Origin of the sequence: Aquimarina sp. AU474 (assembly GCF_900312815.1) — a bacterium.
Classification (GTDB): domain Bacteria; phylum Bacteroidota; class Bacteroidia; order Flavobacteriales; family Flavobacteriaceae; genus Aquimarina.
Map to the genome: position 1 here is coordinate 141,647 of NZ_OMPE01000009.1, position 21,203 is coordinate 162,849.

At 34.2% G+C, this 21,203-nt stretch carries 14 protein-coding genes; 2 read left to right on the plus strand and 12 right to left on the minus strand.

The genetic code is table 11. From position 1 onward, the window contains the following. Positions 1–17 precede the first annotated feature (17 nt). Together DK508_RS14400 and DK508_RS14405 are read right to left on the minus strand one after the other, a co-directional pair. Complete coding sequence (locus DK508_RS14400; RefSeq protein WP_109301494.1) at positions 18–1,280, minus strand: hypothetical protein; 1,263 nt, start codon at positions 1,278–1,280, stop codon at positions 18–20. Beyond that, on the minus strand, positions 1,273–3,699 hold the full coding sequence (locus tag DK508_RS14405; protein WP_109301495.1) for a hypothetical protein: 2,427 nt from the start codon (positions 3,697–3,699) through the stop codon (positions 1,273–1,275). Before DK508_RS14405 ends, DK508_RS14400 begins: the two co-directional genes overlap by 8 nt. A gap of 137 nt (positions 3,700–3,836) precedes the next feature. On the opposite strand from DK508_RS14405, the gene DK508_RS14410 reads away from it, so the two are divergent. Further along, the gene (locus tag DK508_RS14410) at positions 3,837–4,385 is read left to right on the plus strand and encodes an RNA polymerase sigma factor (protein ID WP_160114723.1); all 549 of its coding nucleotides are present in this window, start codon (positions 3,837–3,839) and stop codon (positions 4,383–4,385) included. Beyond that, positions 4,385–5,110: a tol-pal system YbgF family protein gene (locus tag DK508_RS14415; RefSeq protein ID WP_109301497.1), complete on the plus strand. Its 726-nt coding sequence runs from the start codon at positions 4,385–4,387 to the stop codon at positions 5,108–5,110. Before DK508_RS14410 ends, DK508_RS14415 begins: the two co-directional genes overlap by 1 nt. On the opposite strand, the gene DK508_RS14420 is transcribed toward DK508_RS14415, so the two are convergent. The 10 genes from DK508_RS14420 to DK508_RS14465 form a co-directional block, all read right to left on the minus strand. Beyond that, positions 5,090–8,158 carry a CHAT domain-containing protein gene (locus tag DK508_RS14420; RefSeq protein WP_160114724.1) on the minus strand — a complete coding sequence of 1,023 codons (3,069 nt, stop codon included), beginning with the start codon at positions 8,156–8,158 and terminating at the stop codon, positions 5,090–5,092. The genes DK508_RS14415 and DK508_RS14420 overlap by 21 nt on opposite strands. A gap of 77 nt (positions 8,159–8,235) precedes the next feature. Next, the gene (locus tag DK508_RS14425) at positions 8,236–9,570 is read right to left on the minus strand and encodes a cytochrome P450 (protein WP_109301499.1); all 1,335 of its coding nucleotides are present in this window, start codon (positions 9,568–9,570) and stop codon (positions 8,236–8,238) included. 47 nt (positions 9,571–9,617) lie between these two features. Further along, entirely contained in the window at positions 9,618–10,640 is a 1,023-nt protein-coding gene (gene ruvB / locus DK508_RS14430) for a Holliday junction branch migration DNA helicase RuvB (protein WP_109301500.1), read from the minus strand. Between the two features lie 132 nt (positions 10,641–10,772). After that, on the minus strand, positions 10,773–12,581 hold the full coding sequence (locus tag DK508_RS14435) for a cbb3-type cytochrome c oxidase subunit I (RefSeq protein WP_109301501.1): 1,809 nt from the start codon (positions 12,579–12,581) through the stop codon (positions 10,773–10,775). Between the two features lie 47 nt (positions 12,582–12,628). Continuing rightward, positions 12,629–13,705 (minus strand): cytochrome c oxidase subunit II, encoded by a 1,077-nt coding sequence (locus DK508_RS14440; protein ID WP_109301502.1) that lies wholly within the window; start codon positions 13,703–13,705, stop codon positions 12,629–12,631. A gap of 32 nt (positions 13,706–13,737) precedes the next feature. Next, complete coding sequence (locus DK508_RS14445) at positions 13,738–15,057, minus strand: quinol:cytochrome C oxidoreductase (RefSeq protein WP_109301503.1); 1,320 nt, start codon at positions 15,055–15,057, stop codon at positions 13,738–13,740. Between the two features lie 45 nt (positions 15,058–15,102). Further along, entirely contained in the window at positions 15,103–15,756 is a 654-nt protein-coding gene (locus tag DK508_RS14450) for a cytochrome c (RefSeq protein ID WP_109301504.1), read from the minus strand. A 5-nt stretch (positions 15,757–15,761) separates the two neighbouring features. After that, complete coding sequence (locus DK508_RS14455) at positions 15,762–16,301, minus strand: DUF3341 domain-containing protein (RefSeq protein ID WP_109301505.1); 540 nt, start codon at positions 16,299–16,301, stop codon at positions 15,762–15,764. Between the two features lie 4 nt (positions 16,302–16,305). Next, positions 16,306–18,039 (minus strand): NrfD/PsrC family molybdoenzyme membrane anchor subunit, encoded by a 1,734-nt coding sequence (gene nrfD / locus DK508_RS14460; RefSeq protein ID WP_109301506.1) that lies wholly within the window; start codon positions 18,037–18,039, stop codon positions 16,306–16,308. 34 nt (positions 18,040–18,073) lie between these two features. Next, complete coding sequence (locus DK508_RS14465; RefSeq protein WP_109301507.1) at positions 18,074–21,196, minus strand: TAT-variant-translocated molybdopterin oxidoreductase; 3,123 nt, start codon at positions 21,194–21,196, stop codon at positions 18,074–18,076. Positions 21,197–21,203: the final 7 nt, after the last annotated feature.

The window sequence follows — 21,203 nt, forward strand, 5'->3', positions numbered from 1 at the left end:
AAATTATTTATTTGTTTTTATGCTACTTGCAAAGTTTCGCCAAGCCTAAGCATCCATTTTCTTTGTTGCTCTAAAATCTGAGGCACTTTTAGCGGGTATATTGCCACCTGATATCCACCTAATGCTAATAACCTTATTGCTTCATTTGATACCCAATGATTCGAAACATATAATGCATTACCTGCCTGTTTTACCAACTTTTGCAAATGATTTGGAGCAACTCTCTTAGGTGGTATCCAATAGGTAATAGGTTTTTTATCAAAAGCCATCATCGGAGTATCTAAACAAATCTTCGCAATTTTGGACAGTAGAGGGATCGATTGTTTAATTAGTGTTTGTACTTGGGGTTTAGGATTTTTATCAACATATTTCTGTTTCCAAACTCGTTCCATCTGATCCCATGGTCCTTTACCATAAGAAACTTTGCACATTTCAATCCCTAATAACACTCTTAAGTAACTTATGGGATGTGGATCCATGGGTGTATACCTAAAAACAAATTTGCTGTCTCCAGAGACTACATCATGAAGCCCAACAACCGATCCATATCCTGTATGTACAAATGCAAAAGTATCCGCAGCAATTTCTGAGGACCACCCTGACCATAGTTCTGCAATTTTTGGGGATATACTTTTCAATTGTCTTAATAATACTTGACCTAACTCCTCATTCCAATGAAGCATATGTGCTACCTGATGCCCCGCTTCATGAATTAAAGCTGTAGGGCGATATAAATTGTGTCTCACAATTTTGATAGCGGCGACCGGACTTTGTGTTTTTCCATCCCAAAGCCTTAATCCTGCTTTAAGAATAGAAGCACCTAAACCTTTATCAATATAGGTAAGCACTGGGGGGACTGTTTTGCCTAATGGTGTCAAAATAGATTTCATACTATCTCTAGCAATACAATCACAAGCTCTCATGATTGCAGATATATCTCTATTTGTTCTTGAATTAATAGCATCTGCATAAAAATCTAACATCGTTTCTGTTCTTAGATATTTTCTTTTGTAATCATCTAATCGAAGCTGAAGTTTCTCTAATTGCTCTACAGTTTTGGCTTCTGCAAGTTGTTGTTTAAGCATTTCTCCATTTTGAATAAGAGTAATTAACCCATTTCCCAAACTATTTTTTAATGCAATATTTAGGTAATGCTCCAACCCTCTCCATGATTCTGGAGAAGCAAGTTCATCCAATCTAGATAATCTAGATGCGGCTTGAGTCCAATGACCCAACTGTCTTGAAAGCTGTTCATGAATATCTTGAAATGAGTTAGACATATTGATATCCCGGTTTTATTTTTATATCTATATCCAAACTGGGCTCAGAAAAAATATTTTCTGAAATCTGAACCTTATCAGTATTCATAAGTTTTCTTAACACATTAAAACCTGAAGGAGCACTGGTTGTTATACAAATAGTCACTCCATCTGCTTCAGCATCTACAGCTTGTATAAACTCATTTTTATAATTGATTAGATAATCAGTTAATTTACTTTCTGTCCAGTTTTTAAGTTTATTTTGTAATTTTTCTTGAAGTATTATGGGTACATATTTCATTGCAATCCCTGAATTTTTACCGGGAACCACATTAGGATGAATGATCCGAATATTATCTGTAGAATGTCTTGAAAAAGCTGTTTTTATACCCAATTCAAGAGCTTTAGAAATTAGACGTGTTGCATTACCCTCTATATGTTGTCTAATTTGAGTCGCAATACCCTGAACTTCAGATTCGCTAAAGAAAAGAAACAGGTGTATCTGATTCTTAATAAAATCTAATTTAACTTTTAAACCAGTTGTTTTTCTTAAATATTGTATTCCTGAAGGCGCTAAATACATTTGTGGCCTTGCACCGGGTATCTCTAAATAGTAATATCGATGCGCCGAACTACTATTTTTACTTGTAAGGCATTGAGTGTTTGACCTACATCCAAGTGCTGGTTCGCCCATTAGTAATCCAGCTGCCACAGAAGTTAACGGATGGATTTGTTGCCCTGCTATACCATTACCAATATTAAGTTTTGGTATAACTGTTTCATTTTTTCCTATATAAAACCTATTCGAACCTGGTAAAGTTTCGAACAAATGAACCTTAACAGGAATACTCTTATTAACAAAGACCCCCATTTGATCTCTTAAGGTTTCTCCCAAAGAAACCCCTCCATAGGTTTTTATTTCTTTAGCTAAATATGGAGTGAGTTCTGTTTCTATTTGTTTATTTAATTTTTTATATCGACATCTCTTCCTTTTACCCTTACCTATCTTTTTCATTTTCCAAGCTACTTTATGTCTGGATGCCTCTCTTAAATCAGGTCTTTTTATATATGTTTCTTCTGTTAAGATATCTGGTAAATTTGCTTTTGCAGATTCTTCAAAAGCTTGTACGATATTGCTCTCTAGTAAATTTTCATTTTGTATAATATGCTCTGGGAAAGATGCAATTTGTCTAACCGTATCTTCCACCACTGCAGCTAATGCCCTATTACCCTCTTCTACTTCTTGTTCTGGTGTAAGTTCTAAGTTGAGTAACTTAAAGCCCGCTTTAACCATAAATTTGGATAACATTTTAGCTTTACTCTGTCCGACATATGGTTGAATTACTTTTTTGATTACGTTGGCTGCGAAATCCATACTTCTTTTCTTACCAATAATTCGAATTGCCCACTTAAGCCCCATTAATATTGCTGTTGCAAATTCTTCAATTGCAGGTTGCGGATCTTCATTATCTTGTAATTCTCCTAGTCTATTAATAAAAGTTTCTCTAGCAATATCTAGTTGATCCAAAGTATTCTCTACAGGGGTATCTGTTTCATACAAAAATTCTTGTTCGATATGCCCTAGTTCTGTTTCATTTGTTACCAACATAAACTCAGCTAGCATACTATCCAACTCTTGCTGGAAATCTATTTCATAATCCTCGTTTTCGCTAGTTTCTCCTAATACTCCTATTTTTTTGGCTAGACTTTTGGTTATCGAATGATATTTTTTTGGAACATATCTAAGACCATATTTTAGTACCTGTTTTAAAACTTTACGAAAACCTCTTACGATATACCCTTTTGCTCTTTTAATTAAAAAACCCATTCCTGCTTTTTTAGCAAGGCTGACTCCTTTTTTCACTACCTTCTTAGCCACTCTTGCTATTTTCTTTAATTTCTTTTTCGCTTTTTTCCATTTCTTTTTTAACCATCCTCCAAAATCTTCAAAAGCTGGAGTTTCTTCCAATATAGGAACGTACTGATCTGCTAAGGTTTCCCACTCTTCATCTGTCATATTTTGAACATCATTCTTTTCGGCAGTTTCGGCCATGTAATCCATAAATCGTTCAATTTCATTGAGAAAAGGCACAAAATGCTCATCTAAGGATTGTCTAACATTTGTTTCATGGTTTTGTAACTCATAATGTTGAGAAGTCTGACTTTCATATAACTCTTGAGCCTCCATAACCATTTCTTGAACCAGTTCTTCAAATTCTTCATCGTATAAATTATCCATCAACTCTACAAAAGCTTCATTTTTTTCATCATACCCCTGTTCTTCACCTTCTAATTCATATACAGACTTAAAAGGACTTGGTATAGCATCTTTATTTATCATTTGTGACTCACCTTTGATATCATTTTGTTTAAAACTAGTAAGGTGTAAAAAAGGAGATTCCAGTTCTTGGATCGTTCCATTTTCGTTTAATTTTTTCATGATCTTTGTATTTTATAATATCCGTTTGCAAAGTTTTGATTACTGCATTTACCTTTTATGGAAGAAAAAAAAGGAATCTTAACATTTATGATGGGAAAAAATCTTTCTTTACCTTAGAGGAATAGAAATTTATCTCAGTGAACCCATCTCTTATACATATTTTAACCAATAGTAATCCTAAGGATATTAGCAAACTATATTATAAGCATAGGGATGCTTTTTTAAATTTTGGGAAAAGATATGGTGCCGATAGTGACATTATGCTCGATATATATCAAGATGCATTTGTAGTAATACGCAAACACGCTATTCAAGGCAGATTGGATCAAGTAGATAGTTCATTTAAAACCTATCTTTTTGGCATAGGAAAACGAATGATCTATAATTATCATAAACAACATAAACATAATGTATCATTGGATCCAGAGATTCATATGATTAATGATAAGATTGAAGAAATTGATTTTGACCTTACCAAAGAACCTTCTATAGAGCAAAAATTATTACGTACATTTTTTAATAAACTAGGAAAACGTTGTCAAGAAATGTTAACATTGTTCTATTACAGAGGACTAACTATTGATGAGATTGCTGAAAAATCAGGGTATGAAAACACCAATGTGGTTAGCAGTCAAAAATCACGTTGTTTAAAACAGCTTAAAGAAATTATTAATACTGCTGAATGATGACCCCCGAAGAACTTATATCAAAATATATACAGAACTCTCTTAATTCAGAAGAGCAATTAGAATTTGAAAGATTATTAAACTCTGACGTAGAGTTTAAGAAAGAGCTTGATTTTCATATAACTCTTAAAAAAGTAACAGAAGAGAACGATGACGAAGATTTTAGAAGTTTTCTTTCAGAAATAGAGTCCAATCCCGAACCAATCGTTGAAAAAAATGGAGCTAAATGGTGGTATTTGGCTGCATCAATTATTGCTATTTTAGGGTTAACCTATTTTTTCACTAATAGAGTATCCCCTTCTAATGAGGAATTATTTGTACAATATTTTGAGCCATATAGAAATGTAACCCAACCCATAGTAAGAGGTGAAACTACTGAAAACCTAAAAACAACAGCTTTTAACTCTTATGAGAATGCCAAATTTGAAAAAGCTTTAACTCTATTTGATCAGATTTTATTAGATAAAGAAGAATCTATTATTTTGTTTTATAAAGCTAACGTTTTACTCCAACTTGATCGCACAGAAATGGCAATCCCAATTCTAGAAAAAGATACTGCCCTTACCGATTCTTTTAGCGAAAAAAGATACTGGTACCTAGCTCTTGCTTATCTTAAAGTGAATAATCCAAAAAAAACCGAAATCACTTTAGAACGATTACTAAACATCCCTAACAGCGAGTATAAAAAGGCTGAAGCCAAAGAGTTACTTGAAAAATTGAATTAATTTTTTAAAAGAGATCAGGATTAATATCAAAACGAAAATTATAATCCACCACCTATACGAATCATTAGAGTGTAATGCTTCAGTATTACCCGACACTACAAGTCCTGCCCAATAGTAAGGATGTTTCAAGAGATTGTCTTTGGTGTTCTTTAAATACTCTATTTTCGCATTTCTTAATGCCAGATCCTTAGGCTTATACTGTTTTAAATTTTTATAGAAATCATTCATAATTACAGCAGTCTCCTTGTCTGGTACTTTCCACAAACTCATGACAGTACTTCTAGCGCCTGCATATTGAAAAGCTCTGGCCATACTCATCACCCCTTCTCCTTTTCTTAATGTTCCGTAGCCTGTATTACATGCACTTAAGACTACAAGATCTGATGATAAGGAGAGCGTATAAATCTCTGAGGCTGTCAATTCATTTTTAATTCCATTTTTTGAGAATACCAGTTTGTTATACATCATATTATTTTGATGTATATCTGCGTGTGCAGCTACGTGTATTATCGAGGCATTTTGTGTTTCAGAAACAAAGTTTTTAACAGATGCATGATCTCCTAACAAAGCTTTTCCTTTCATCATTCTGGAAATACTTAAAATCTCATTTGAATTTGAAGCCAAAGAATTATTTTCTTCATATTCTGGTGCAAACCCTATCCATTTTATTTTTGTATCACGTCTAGAATTGGCTACACCTAATGGAGGTAATAATGCAGCGGCACCTATATAATTTACAGTATGATTCTCTATAAGGTATTTATCATTATTGTATAAAGTTTCAAACGGTAGGAAATTTAACACATCATCAGATATAATTATTAATCTGTTTTTGATGTTTACATGTTTCAGCAGTATATTAAATAGTTGTGCCGCCGTTTTTTTAAGTTCTTGTTGATGAATCAATTGTTCTCTATAAACTTTGACAAGTTTGTTAACTTGTTTCGCTATTGGTATTTTTTTTAGATCTACACTGTTTTTATTAATCTCAAAAACGAAAATATTTTCTTCACCAAAAAAATATTCAATTATAGAAGTGTCGGTATCTAAATAATTATTCTGTAATTGTAATACGGAAATAGCATTTTCATCATATTTTAGTTGATAATATTTGGCATGATCTTTTCGGAATTTTTGTAATAAACTCTCTAATTGAGAACTATAATCTAACCTTAAACTCATTAAAGCATCTGTATTAACAGAGTCGCTACTTTGATATATTTTTTCTTTAATTAATGATAATTTTTGTTTCAGAAAATTTTCTTTAATTAACAACGAGTCTGGTACACCTGTCATTTTCTTAAACTGTTCATCCCTAATACCCGCAACCAAAACTCTATTCCTGTTAAACTCGGATAATCTAAATGCTTTTTCTAAGTAACTTCTTTCTTGTGTTTTTTCATATAATAAATAACAAATCTCAATACTCTTATCAATATACTTGGTGTTTTTTTGAGCAGCATTAACTCTAGATATATCACTTGAATATTCTTTATTAATTTTTTGGATATTCTCTATAATCATATCTAGATTTTCATAAGCACTAATCAAAGGTTGTAATACTTGTGTATTGTTATATTTAACAATAGCTGTTTTATTAATAAGATGTAGCATCTTTACTATAACCGTTGGAGAACGATAGATTGCTTTATTGTTTCTGGCAAGATATTGTTCGGTTATCGCATTAACTTCTTCATAATTTTTATTTAAAAAAAATGCATTTGCCTTCAAAACTTCTGCTTCAATGATATATGGATGATTTACATTAAAATGTGTAGAGAAATTGGTATAGGATTTATTAAAAAAATCTATAGCCTTTTGATATTCTCCCATTTGCACAAACATTTTACCCATACCTTGATAACATTCTGCTTCTTGAAACTTTGAATTCATTTTTTTCGTTCTACGCAAAGCTTCTTCATAATATTTTTGTGCCATAGGGTACTCCTTCAATACAGTATATGTTTCTGCAATTGATGTTAAATTTTGTATCGGAAACCAGTGATACAAACCATACGATCGCTCTCTAATATCAAGAGCTTTCTTATCTATCAATAATGCTTTGTCATGTTCATTTTTAAGTTTTAGATATCGTACGTACCAGCTATATACATTTGCTACATTAAGGTGATTCTCGCCAAAAATACTAATCGCCTTTTGAAGTGATTTCTCTATGTATTCTTCTGCTTTTTCAATATCATTTTTTTTAGAATAAATGCCACTAATCGCCATGTATATATCAGCTATAAAACCTACTCTTTCTCCTTGATTTTTGAGATCATATTCTGCCGATTTTTTATAAAATTCAAGTGCATTGTCATACTCTCTCAAAGCTTCGTTTACAACCCCTAAATTGAAAGCTGTAATCGCCAAATCATAAAAATCTGCGTTATTTTCTAATTTGAGTTGATACGCGGTAGCATAGTACTCATGTGCTTTATTAAAATCATCTTTTAATAAATAAGCAGTCCCTAAATTATTAATAAGTTCTGCTCTCAATTGACTAGAAACTGACCCTGTAGGAAAATCTAATGCCTTCTTTATAATATAAATAGCTTTATCAAAATTGCCTAAGGTTATCAGGATACGACTTCGAATAGTATAAGTTTTAACCAAATTGTATTTGGTAAGAGAAGGTGTTGTTAATTGTGTGTCTAGTATTTGATCACTTATTTGTAATGCCTTATTCGCGTTACCATCTAATCTATAGATTAAAGCTTTTGTGTTCATTAATTCACTCCATATACTATCATTTGACATATGAGATGATGTATAGGTCCGAATAGAAGTATTAATAGTTTTTAGGGCAGTAGAAAAATCATTCATGTATACTGCAATATTCGAAATATACAATTGAGATTTGAGGTGGTTTTTTATATCATCGTTTTCAAAAAATTGGGTTGACGATTTTTTGAATTTGAGTAAAGCCTCGTCATAATCATAATTCTTAAATGCCATAACAGCATTATGATAAATAACATCCCTTTGTTGTGCAAAGGAAAATGTTACTGCCAAAAAAAGCAATATAAAAGCAATGCTTTTTCTCATCGAGAAGATCATTTGTTATAAAGATAATTTATTTCTCTTTATAAAATGAAAATGAAATTTTTAGTAAAGAATGACATTTACCTCAAGGTAAACGCAAGCAATGCATTTTGGGGCTTTAAAGTAATTAGAGGTTTAATTTCTATTGTATCGCATTGTGTACTGATAGTATAGTTTCTTACCATTTCGCTCACAGCTAGAACCATTTCATACATTGCAAAATTATTCCCAATACACATTCTTGGCCCCGACCCAAAAGGAAAATACCAATCTGAATATTCTTTTTTATCTGTATTAACATCAAAACGATCCGGATTAAACGCTTCAGGGTCTTTCCAAAACCCTTTATGCCTATGAATCTCGAAAAAAGAAATTAATATCATACTGTCTTTTGGCAATTTAAGTTCATTAAAATGATCATCTTCGATAGCTACTCTATCAGAAAAATAGGCGGGTGGGTATAATCGCATAGCCTCTTCTATGCATTGTTTGGTATATTGATATTTGGCAATTTGTTCTAAGGGCGTTAAATTATTAAAGTTCGTATTAGAAACTTCGCTGTATACTTTATCTTGAATCTCTGGGTGAAGTGCCAATAGAAATAGCGTGAATGTTAATGCATTTGATGTTGTTTCATGTCCAGCAGTAAACAAAATAAGAATTTCATCGATTAATTGTTCGTTACCCATTGCAGTACCATCATCATACCTAGATTCGAGAAGCATATCTAACAAATCATCATAGTTTTCGTTAGTTTTTCTTCGTTCTTCAATAATAGTATTCAAAATATCTCGGGCTTCTTGAGTAAGTTTTAATGTTCCTTTTATTTTCCCACTCAAATTAAACCACCATCTTTTATAAGGCTGTCTTATTTCTTTAATTAGTGTCTTTTGGGCGGTTTCTGTAATATATTGTAACCGTGTAATAGTATCTCCTGTATCTGTATAACTAAATAGCGATTTGGCCACCACTCGAAAAGCCAAATCGTTCATCAGAGGAAAAATGTTGACTGTTTGACCAGGTACTATTCTTGATAACTCTTCTTGTACAACCTCCTTAATTGTAAATACAATGGATTCTAGCTTCTTTTTGTGAAAAGCTGGTTGGATTAATCGTCGTTGTTTCAACCATTTTTCTCCATTTGCGGTTAACAACCCTTCTCCTATATATTTAGCCAGATCTTTGGTTTGCAGTTCTGATTTGTAGTACTTTCTATGATTTTTTTGAAGCATGTATTTTGCTAAACTAGCATCTCTAGTAAATAAAACCGTTTTACCAAATCCTAAATGAACCTTAAAAATATCTCCATACTTCTCAAAATTCTCATGATGAAAAGGTAAAGGGTTCTTAAGAATACGTTTGGCATTTTTAAGCACTTTAAAGAAAGAAACATTGACATCCTTAGCAGATTTCATATAACACAAATTAGATTCGTTAATAAAGATTATTACAACGGATATACCTAAAACAATCCTCCTTGGATTCCTCCCTTTACTCTACCTAGATGTTTATATGCTGCTTCGGTAACTTCTCTACCTCTTGGTGTTCGCATAATAAAACCTTGTTGAATTAAAAATGGTTCATACACCTCTTCGATAGTTTCTGCACTTTCACTCACTGCTGTTGCCAATGTAGTTATTCCTACGGGGCCACCTTTAAATTTATCAATGAGCGTAGTAAGAATTTTATTATCCATTTCATCCAATCCATGAGCATCAACATTAAGCGCTTTTAAGGCAAATTTTGATATTTCTATATCTATCTTACCATTTCCTTTTATTTGTGCAAAATCACGCACTCTACGCAGTAAAGAATTGGCAATTCGAGGTGTACCTCTACTTCTTCCAGCTATTTCTATTGCCGCTTCCATTGATATTGGAACTTTTAAAATATATGCACTTCTTTGCACTATAGTAGATAGTAATTCTGTTGTATAGTACTGTAAACGCGATTGAATCCCAAAACGTGCTCTCATAGGTGCCGTAAGCAATCCAGAACGTGTAGTAGCACCCACCAGTGTAAATGGATTTAAATTAATTTGTACTGTACGTGCATTAGGCCCACTTTCGATCATGATATCGATCTTATAATCTTCCATTGCAGAATAAAGGTACTCTTCGACTATTGGGCTAAGTCTATGAATTTCATCAATAAAAAGTACATCTCTATCATCTAGGTTAGTTAATAAACCAGCCAAATCTCCTGGTTTATCTAATACAGGTCCTGATGTTACTTTTATACCTACACTTAATTCATTTGCCAAAATATGAGCCAATGTTGTTTTCCCTAACCCTGGAGGTCCGTGAAACAATGTATGGTCCAAAGCCTCATCTCTAAGGTTTGCCGCTTGCACGAATACTTGTAAATTTTCTAGAACTTGATCTTGCCCAGAAAAATCCTCAAATGTAAGTGGTCTTAAGGCTCTCTCGATATCAAGATCTTCATTAGAAAAGTTTTCGTTTGTTGGATTTAGATTTTCGTTCATCTGCGCGGTATCTTTTAAAAAATCTACTAACTCGTTTTACTCATTTATAGTAGATAAAAACAAATATACTAGAAAAAGAAAAAGCCTTTTCATTTTTATGAAAAGGCTTTTTAATATTTTTAAACATCCTCTCTAATGATGCATTTCTTCTTCACCTTCTTGTAAAGGAGTAATTTGAGATACGAAATCCTGTCCTGCGATTACATATTCACCATTTTCATTGGTTTTACTATAATCATAAGGCCATCTATATACGTGAGGAATTTCACCAGGCCAGTTACCATGCATATGCTCCACAGGCGTAGTCCACTCCATAGTATTAGAGTTCCATGGGTTTCGTACTGCTTTTTTACCATAGAAAATAGAACTAATAAAGTTATATAAGAATACCAATTGTGCCGCTGCAGTAATTAAGGCAAATACCGTAATTAATACATTAGTATCTGCTAAATCATCAAAATATGGAAAATTAGAGTTTGTATAATAACGACGTGGTAATCCTGCCATACCTATAAAATGCATTGGGAAAAATACTCCATATGCTCCAATTGCAGTTACCCAGAAATGTACATAACCTAAGTTTTTGTTCATCATCTTACCATACATCTTCGGGAACCAATGATATACTCCTGCAAATAAACCATACAGTGCAGAGATACCCATTACCAAGTGGAAATGTGCTACTACAAAATATGTGTCATGCACATTAATATCTAAAGTACTATCTCCTAGAATAATTCCTGTAAGACCTCCTGTAATAAAGGTAGATACTAATCCTATAGAAAATAGCATTGCAGGATTAAGCTGCAAATTACCTTTCCATAAAGTGGTTATATAATTAAATGCTTTTACCGCAGAAGGTATTGCAATCAATAATGTTGTAAATGTAAATACAGAACCTAGAAATGGATTCATCCCCGAGATAAACATATGGTGCCCCCATACTATGGTTGATAAGAAAGCAATAGCTAAAATTGAAGCTACCATCGCCCTGTATCCAAAAATTGGTTTACGAGAGTTTGTTGCTATAATTTCAGAAGTTATTCCTAATGCTGGTAATAATACAATATATACTTCAGGGTGTCCTAAGAACCAGAATAAATGTTCGAAAAGAACTGGAGAACCTCCCTGGTTATGTAAAACTTCACCTTGAATATAAATATCACTTAAATAGAATGAAGTACCAAAACTTCTATCCATTATCAATAACAACGCTGCCGATAATAATACTGGGAAAGATACAATACCAATAATAGCAGTCACAAAAAATGCCCATATTGTTAATGGCATCCTTGTCATTGACATTCCTTTTGTACGTAAATTGATAACCGTTACTACATAATTCAAAGAACCTAATAATGACGAAGCAATAAATATTGCCATAGATACCAACCATAATGTCATACCCATACCAGATCCACCAATAGCTTGTGGCAATGCACTAAGCGGTGGATAGATAGTCCATCCAGCAGATGCAGGTCCTGCCTCTGCAAATAGAGACAATACCATGATCACACTACTTAGGAAAAATAACCAGTATGAAATCATATTAAGGAAACCAGACGCCATATCTCTAGCACCGATTTGTAACGGAATAAGTAAATTACTAAACGTACCACTAAGCCCAGCAGTTAGTACAAAGAATACCATTATGGTACCGTGAATTGTAACCAATGCAAGATAGATACTAGGATCCATTACTCCATCCTCACCAAACTTACCTAATAATATTTCATAAATTGTAAATTGATGATCTGGCCATGCCAATTGCATTCTAAATAGAATCGACATTGCTATACCAATAATACCCATGATCAAACCAGTAATTAAATACTGCTTAGAGATCATTTTATGATCTTGACTAAATATATACTTAGTTATAAATGTCTCTTTATGATGCCCGTGATCGTGATCGTGGTTATCTCCGTGAGTTGCTGACATAAAGCTATTTCTTTTTAATAAAATATATTAATTCTTTCTTTTCCTTCTTAGTTACTCGCTTGAGCTGATAATTGCTCTCCAAATGTTTGTTGTGTCTTCAACCAAGCTTCGTAATCTTCTTCAGATTCTACAACAATTTTCATTTGCATATTATAATGTGAAACTCCACATATTTTATTACACAGTAAGTAATAATCAAATACATAAGTTTCTAAAGCTTCGTCACCTGCGGCAACTAATTTCTTGCTTTTTTCTCTTCTAATCTTATTGATTGTAGCCACCTTTTCTACCATAAATTCGCTATTCCTCATTTCCTCAGAAGTCATTGTAGGCGTATATGAAAACTCAGTAATCATACCTGGAACAACATTCATTTGAGCTCTAAAAAATGGCATATATGCAGAATGAAGGATATCTTGAGATCTCATTTTAAAGATCACTTTTCTATTAACAGGTAAATGTAATTCGGTAGTAATTTTATCATCTTTACCATAGTTATCCGAAGCATCAACACCTAAAGTGTTAATCCCTTCTATATAACGCACATTGGCTTTACCTAACACATTATCTTCTCCAGAATATCTTGCTCTCCAATCAAATTGATAAGCATATAATTCTACAATTAATGGATCTCCTTCTTTCTCATCGATATTCATAATATCCGTCCAAGTGAACAATCCATAAATAATCAATCCAGCTAATACAATAACAGGAATAATAGTCCAAATAAATTCTAGCTTATCATTATCTGCAAAAAACAAAGCTTTATTCTCTTTTTTACCTCGATACTTATAGGCAAAAAAGTGAAGTAATCCTTGTGTTAAAAATTGTACTATAAAGATTAAAACCATTGAAATTACCATCAATTGGTCATAATCTACCCCATGCTCAGAAGCCGATTCTGGAAGAAAAAAGGTATGATATTGCACAAAACAGTATATGGTTAATAAGTACATAAAGATTACAAATGCAAGCATTAACTTACCTTGTAAATTATTGTCTTTATCATTAGCTACTTGAGAATCATCCGCATTTTTCAATTGTGACAACTTTAAAATCTTTGACATTTGCCACAATGTGATTCCAAAAAGTGCTATTACTACTATGGTTAAGAATACAGTCATTTTTATCTATCTTCTTTTTTACAATTCAAATTTTAATAATGGAAACGTTTACTTTCCTCTAAATATGGATTTCCTTTTGCCAATAACGGTGCTTTTGTGAGTGCCCTGAACACAACGAACAAGAACAATCCTAAAAACAATAACACAGCACTTATTTCGCTAATTCCTATGAACCAGGATTTACCAACAGTTGCAGGCATTATCATGTTATACACATCTATATAGTGACCACAAAGGATAACAACTCCAGCCATTACAACAAACCAGTTTACTCGTTTGAAATCACTATTCATTAACACTAGCAATGGGAAAATAAAGTTCATCACTAACATTCCAAAGAATGGTAATTTATAATCATCGATACGTGTAATAAAATAAGTAACTTCTTCAGGAATATTAGAGTACCATATTAACATAAACTGAGAGAACCACAGGTATGTCCAGAATATACTAATCCCAAACATAAACTTAGCCAAATCATGAATATGACTATTATTTACAAATTCTAAATATCCTTTAGACTTAAGATAAATTGTCATTAATGCTATAGTGGTAATACCTGAAACAAATAAACTTGCAAATACATACCATCCAAACAATGTACTAAACCAATGAGGGTCAAAACTCATAATCCAATCCCAAGACATCATTGATTCTGTATATATAAAGAATACCAAAAATCCTGCAGATATTTTAAAACTCTTTTTATACCACTTATTCCCTTCAGAATCCTCATCTTGTTTTCTTGAATATTTTACTGCAAAATGACGATATAACAACCATCCTCCTAAGAAAATTGCTGCTCTGATAATAAATCCTGTTCCGTTTAACCAACCTGCTTTACCTTGAAGAAGTTTATCTCCTGCAACAACTTCTGGATCTGCCCATACAAACAAATGATTTACATGAAATCCTGATAAAGCTAAAATTACAAAAAGAATAAGTCCTCCTGGCACTAAATATGCTGTAATAGCTTCCATAACTCTAAACAATACCGGTGACCATCCTGCTTGCGAAGCAAATTGGATTGCATAAAATGCTAATACACCTAAGGCAATCATAAAGAAGAAAAACGCTGCGGCATATAATGAAGCCCAAGGTTTGTTTTGTAATTGGTGTAATACATGTTCATAATGAGCATCACCTCCATGAGCATCTTCCTCATGTTCTCCTCCATGACTTTGAGTTGCCGCTTCTGCATGACCTCCTCCATGAGCGTCGTGCGCTGCCATCATTTCTTTTACCTCTTCTACAGATCCTGGTCTACTTGCAAATCCAATAATAAGACCTACAAGACCCACAACCATAAGAATGATAGAAAATAATCTTAATCTATTTGATAGCGTATACATATCTTTATAATATCGTTATTCTTAACTTTTTAAACTATACTGGCACTAGTGTGCGTTACCGTGATCTTCCGTTGATTCGTGATGTTCTTCTGTTTCTGTCTTCACTGGCACTTCAGCAACATCTGTATCGATTCGAGCTGTTTTACCTTCTAGGTCCGCCTTAAGTTTTTCTACATATTGAACAATTTGCCAACGCTCATGTTCATTAGTTTGAGCGGCATAAGATCCCATAGAATTGATCCCGTAGTACATTACATGATAAATACTACCCTCGGTAATTGCTCTACCTATGTCATCATAACTCGGCACCCCTAGAATTTTTTCTCTTTTCACCAAAGTTCCTTTTCCATCTCCTTTAGCACCATGACATATCGCGCAATAGACATCATATAACGCTTTTCCTTTTTCTTGGTTCTCAACGGTATATTTGATTGGGTTCTTTAAAGAATCTTTTGCAAACTGATAGCCTTCATTAGAGTTCTCCAATTCGTATGGTTTCCATCCTCTAGGAATAGAACCTTCGGCCGGCAACATCGCTTCCTGACCACCAGGAAACACACCATATTCTCCATAAGGTTCATACCCTACCGATTCATACATATTTGGCATATACTGATAATTAGGCCTTGAATCTTTTTGACAAGAAACAACACTAATTATTATCGTTACTGCTACTAATATTTTTATAGTATTCTTCATTATTACTAATGGTTATCGTCTTCCTTATCTATTACTTTTACTTCTACCGCTCCTGTATCACTTAACAAATTTGTTAAGGTGTTTACATCATGATGTCCAGCATCTACTTCCATTAAGAAGTGATCATCTGTAGTTCTTACATCAGGATTTTCAGCTTTCTTAAATGGCCATAATCTACTTCTCATATAGAAAGTAATTACCATCAAGTGTGCTGCAAAGAATACCGTAAGTTCGAACATAATTGGTACAAAAGCAGGCATGTTTTCGATATAGCTAAAACTTGGTTTACCTCCAATATCTTGAGGCCAGTCTTCGATCATGATGTAATTCATCATTAAAACCGCCACTGTTAGACCAACACATCCATACATAAAAGATGTAATTGCAAGACGTGTATGTGGTAAACCCATGGCTTTATCAAGCCCATGAACAGGAAAAGGACAAAACACCTCTTCTATATGATAATGTTCTGCACGAACTTTTTTTACTGCGTCCATCAGGACATCATCATCTGTATATAATGCATGTATAACTTTAGATGCCATACTTCTAATTATTTTTAAGTTTTTCGGCTTGACCAGCCCAATCATCACGTTGTGCTCTTCCTGGGAAAGATCCTGTGATACTATCTAATAAATCGTATTCTGTTGTAGTCATTTTACTTACTTGATCAAAAGTAAATATTCCGATCTCGTTAAGTTTCTTTTCCATCACAGGTCCTATTCCATTTACTTTCTTAAGATCATCTGCAGTTTGACTAGTAGGATCAAATGTTCCTAGATTCCCTAGTAAACTTTTGATATCTTCCTGACTTGCCTCAACTTTTGTTTCAGTTTTCTTAGCAGGCTTCTCTTTAGTTACTTTAGGTTTTCCCTTAGGAAGTTCGTCTCTATGGTCAATTCCTGCTTCTCTTAATTTTTTATACTTTTCACCAGAAGCTTTCAAAATTGTTTTAACCTCTGCTTGTGCAATCACAGGGAATGTTCTAGCATATAAAAGGAACAACACAAAGAAGAACCCAATAGTACCTATAAATATCCCTATATCTACAAACGTTGGAGAGAACATTGTCCATGAAGATGGTAAGTAATCTCTGTGTAATGATGTTACAATAATTACAAAACGCTCGAACCACATCCCTATATTTACTACTATAGAGATAATGAAAGAGAACATTATACTTCTTCTTAGTTTTGGGAACCACATAAATTGTGGAGAGAACACATTACATGTCATCATTGCCCAATATGCCCACCAGTAAGGTCCAGTTGCCCTATTTAAGAATGCATACTGTTCGTATTCTACTCCAGAATACCAAGCAATAAACAACTCTGTAATATAGGCCACTCCAACTATAGAACCTGTAATCATAATTACAATGTTCATTAATTCTATATGTTGAATAGTAATATAATCTTCTAGGCTAGACACTTTTCTCATAATAATAAGAAGTGTATTTACCATTGCAAATCCAGAGAAAATTGCCCCTGCAACGAAGTACGGAGGAAATATTGTTGTGTGCCATCCAGGAATCACCGAGGTAGCAAAGTCAAAAGATACAATCGTATGTACCGAAAGTACAAGTGGTGTTGCCAAACCTGCAAGTACCAAAGACACTTCTTCGAAACGTTGCCAATCTTTAGCTCTTCCACTCCATCCAAAAGAAAGGAGGCTATATATTTTTTTAGTAAAAGGAGTTATAGCTCTATCTCTAATCATAGCAAAATCAGGCAACAATCCTGTCCACCAAAACACTAATGATACCGATAGATACGTAGAGATCGCAAATACATCCCAAAGTAATGGAGAGTTAAAGTTAACCCATAACGATCCAAATTGATTAGGAATTGGCAATACCCAATATGCCAACCATGGACGTCCCATGTGAATAATTGGAAACAAACCTGCTTGGATAACCGAAAATATGGTCATCGCTTCTGCAGATCGGTTAATTGCCATTCTCCATTTTTGACGGAATAATAATAATACCGCAGAGATTAATGTTCCAGCGTGACCAATACCTACCCACCATACAAAGTTGGTGATATCCCAGGCCCATCCTACTGTTTTGTTTAATCCCCAGGTTCCTATACCTGTAGAAACTGTATATAAAATACAACCTATTCCCCAAAGGAAAGCAACAAGTGCGATAGAAAACACAATCCACCAAGATTTATTTGCTTTACCTTCAACCGGTGCGGCAACATCCACGGTTACATCGTGATATGTTTTATCGCCAGTTACTAAAGGTTTTCTTATAGGTGCTTCGTAATGAGACATAATCCTTTATAATTGAATTGATTCTTTATTTAGTTAATTAAGCTTCGGTAGTATTTCTTACTTTCGTTTGATACATCACATTAGGCTTAGTCCCAACATGCTCAAGTAAGTGATACATACGGTTATCATGTTCTGATTTAGAAATTTCACTATGCTTATCGTTAGCATCTCCAAATATCATTGCTCCAGATGAACACGCAGCAGAACATGCTGTTTGAAATTCTCCATCCTTAACAGGTCTTCCTTCAAGCTTAGCGTCCAAAATTGTTTTTTGTGTCATTTGGATACACATAGAACATTTTTCCATAACCCCTCTAGAACGTACAGTAACATCAGGATTAATAACCATTCTACCTAAATCATTATTCATATAATAATCAAACTCGTCATTGTTGTTATACAAGAACCAGTTAAATCTACGTACTTTATAAGGGCAGTTGTTTGCACAATATCTTGTACCCACACAACGGTTATACGCCATCTGGTTTTGCCCTTGTCTACCATGTGATGTAGCCGCAACAGGACATACAGTCTCACAAGGAGCATGATTACAGTGCTGACACATTACCGGCTGAAATACTACCTGAGGATTATCAGATGGATTTTCCATCTCTCCAAATTCAGATAAAGAACTACCTAAACCAGCAATATTATCTTTTTTCTCGTTATCATTTTCAAAACTATCTTCAGAAGAGTAGTATCTATCAATACGCAACCAGTGCATATCTCTTGATCTACGTACTTCTGATTTCCCAACTACAGGAACATTATTTTCTGCATGACAAGCAATTACACATGCACCACAACCAGTACAAGCATTTAAGTCAATTGAAAGTTTGAAATGATGCCCTACAGAACGATCAAATTCTTCCCAAAGATCAACCTCTGGAGAAGTTACTGCATATGGATTATGATCTTTACTAACCATTGGCATAACATTCCAATCCTTAGCATCTTCTGTATTAAATATTTCAAGAGTCGTTTCTTTTACAATATCGCCACGACCCATCAGTGTATTATGCAACTGTACACAAGCAAACTCATGCACACCTTCAGCAGCTGCTACAGAAACATTTTGCACAGCATTTAGGTTTTGATATAATGGATACGCATTAACACCCACTACCATCTCTTCTTTAAGCCCTTTCGACTTACCATATCCTAACGCCAATCCAACCGAACCTTTTGCTTGTCCAGGTTGAATTATCACCGGAACAACAACTGTAGATTCTCCAACTGTAACCTTAGCATAACTTCCATTAAGCGCTCCATTAGCAACATTTTCGTTAGTCAATCCAAACTGCTCAGCATCTGCCTTAGACACAGTAAGGTAATTATCCCATGATGCTCTAGTGATTGGGTCTGGCATCTCTTGTAACCAAGGGTTATTTGCCTGTTGACCATCACCTAATGAGGTTTTTGTATATAAAGTAAGTTCTAAACCATTTGATTTTGCGACCGAAAGTCTTCTCGCTGCAGCACCAACATTTGGCCCTGCACTAACCGGAGCCGGAGCAGCTGCATCTTCCAAATCCCCTTCAGGAGTTTCAAGAGCGTCAACCAATTCTTGTTTTGCAAGCGCCGGTCTTACCAACACTCCATCATGCAATGCTTGATTCCAAGAAGTACCCCCTAGAATACCTGTCCAAGTTTCTTTTATATAATCGTGATACGAAGCTGCATTTCCAGTCCACTTCAATAAAGTGTCTTGAAATTGTCTTGTATCAAACAATGGTCTGATCGTTGGTTGCATAAGGCTATAACTTCCTTTTTTCAACTCAACATCTCCCCATGATTCTAAATAATATGGAGTAGTTGCTATATAGTTACAAAGTCCAGCGGTTTCGTCATCATGCATACTAAATGCAACCGAAAGATCTACTTTCTCTAAACCACTCTTAAACTCTTCTCCATTTGGTAATGAATACACTGGATTAACTCCTGCAATCAAAAGACCACCAACACGTCCAGCATTCATATCTTTCACAAGTTGTGCAACTGCCTTAGCATTTCCTTGACGAATCGTACGTGGTGTGTCTTGGCTAAAAGCTTTACTACGTATCGCTTTATTTATTGCTAAAACTACTAATTGCGCATCAACATCCTGAATACCACTTACCACAACCGCATTACTCCCAGCTCTCTGGATTTGCTTAGCAGCCTTAACTACCTGAGCATCCAAATCCGCACCTAACGAACTTTTAGAACCAGAACCTGTAACATATGCATATAAAGCAGCTAATACCTGCTTTTGTTGCGTAGGCGTAACTGCAACTCTTTTATCAGCATTAGCACCAGTTAATGACATATTAGATTCAAAATGGATATGTTTAGACATCTTTCCATTTTTTGGAACACGACCTTGCGCATAACCACCATCATAACCACCACCTTGCCAGTCTCCTAAAAAGTCTGCAGCAACACTTACTATAGTATTTACTTTTGAAAAATCATAATCCGCTAATGCTCGTTCACCATACATCATTTGATACGCATCCAAAGCTTCACTTTGCGATACTGCATCATAAACCACATGCTTAACGTTTTGATACTTTGCTTTAAACTCAGCAATCAATCTTGATGTAGATGGACTAGCAAAGGTTTGAGTAAGCACAACTATTTGCTTACCTCCCAAACCATTAAGCTTAACACCTACTTCTTTATCCAAAGCCTCCCAACTAATATCCTCTCCACCTTTCTTTGGACCTTGTAAACGAGAATTATCATACAACGACAAAACCGAAGCATGAACCCTTGCATTAGCATCTCCATTAGATGAAGCAAGGTTGTTATTTTCTACTTTAATAGGACGACCCTCTCTAGTTTTAATCAAAATACTAGCAAAATCATACCCATCTGCAATTGTAGTAGCATAATAATTGGCAACACCAGGAACAATTCTTTCTGGCTGAACTACATAAGGTATTGATTTTTTAACAGGCCCTTCACAAGCTGCCAAAGATGCAGCAGCTGTACTAAAACCTACATACTTAAGAAAATCTCGACGAGATGTCGAAGAACTCTCTAAAGATGATTTATCTCCTAAAAACTCATCCGCAGGAATTTCCTTAACGAATTCATTTTGCTGTAGCGCCTCAACAATAGAGCTATTCTCATTTAGCTCTTCAACACTTTTCCAGTATTTCTTGTTTGATGACATATATAAT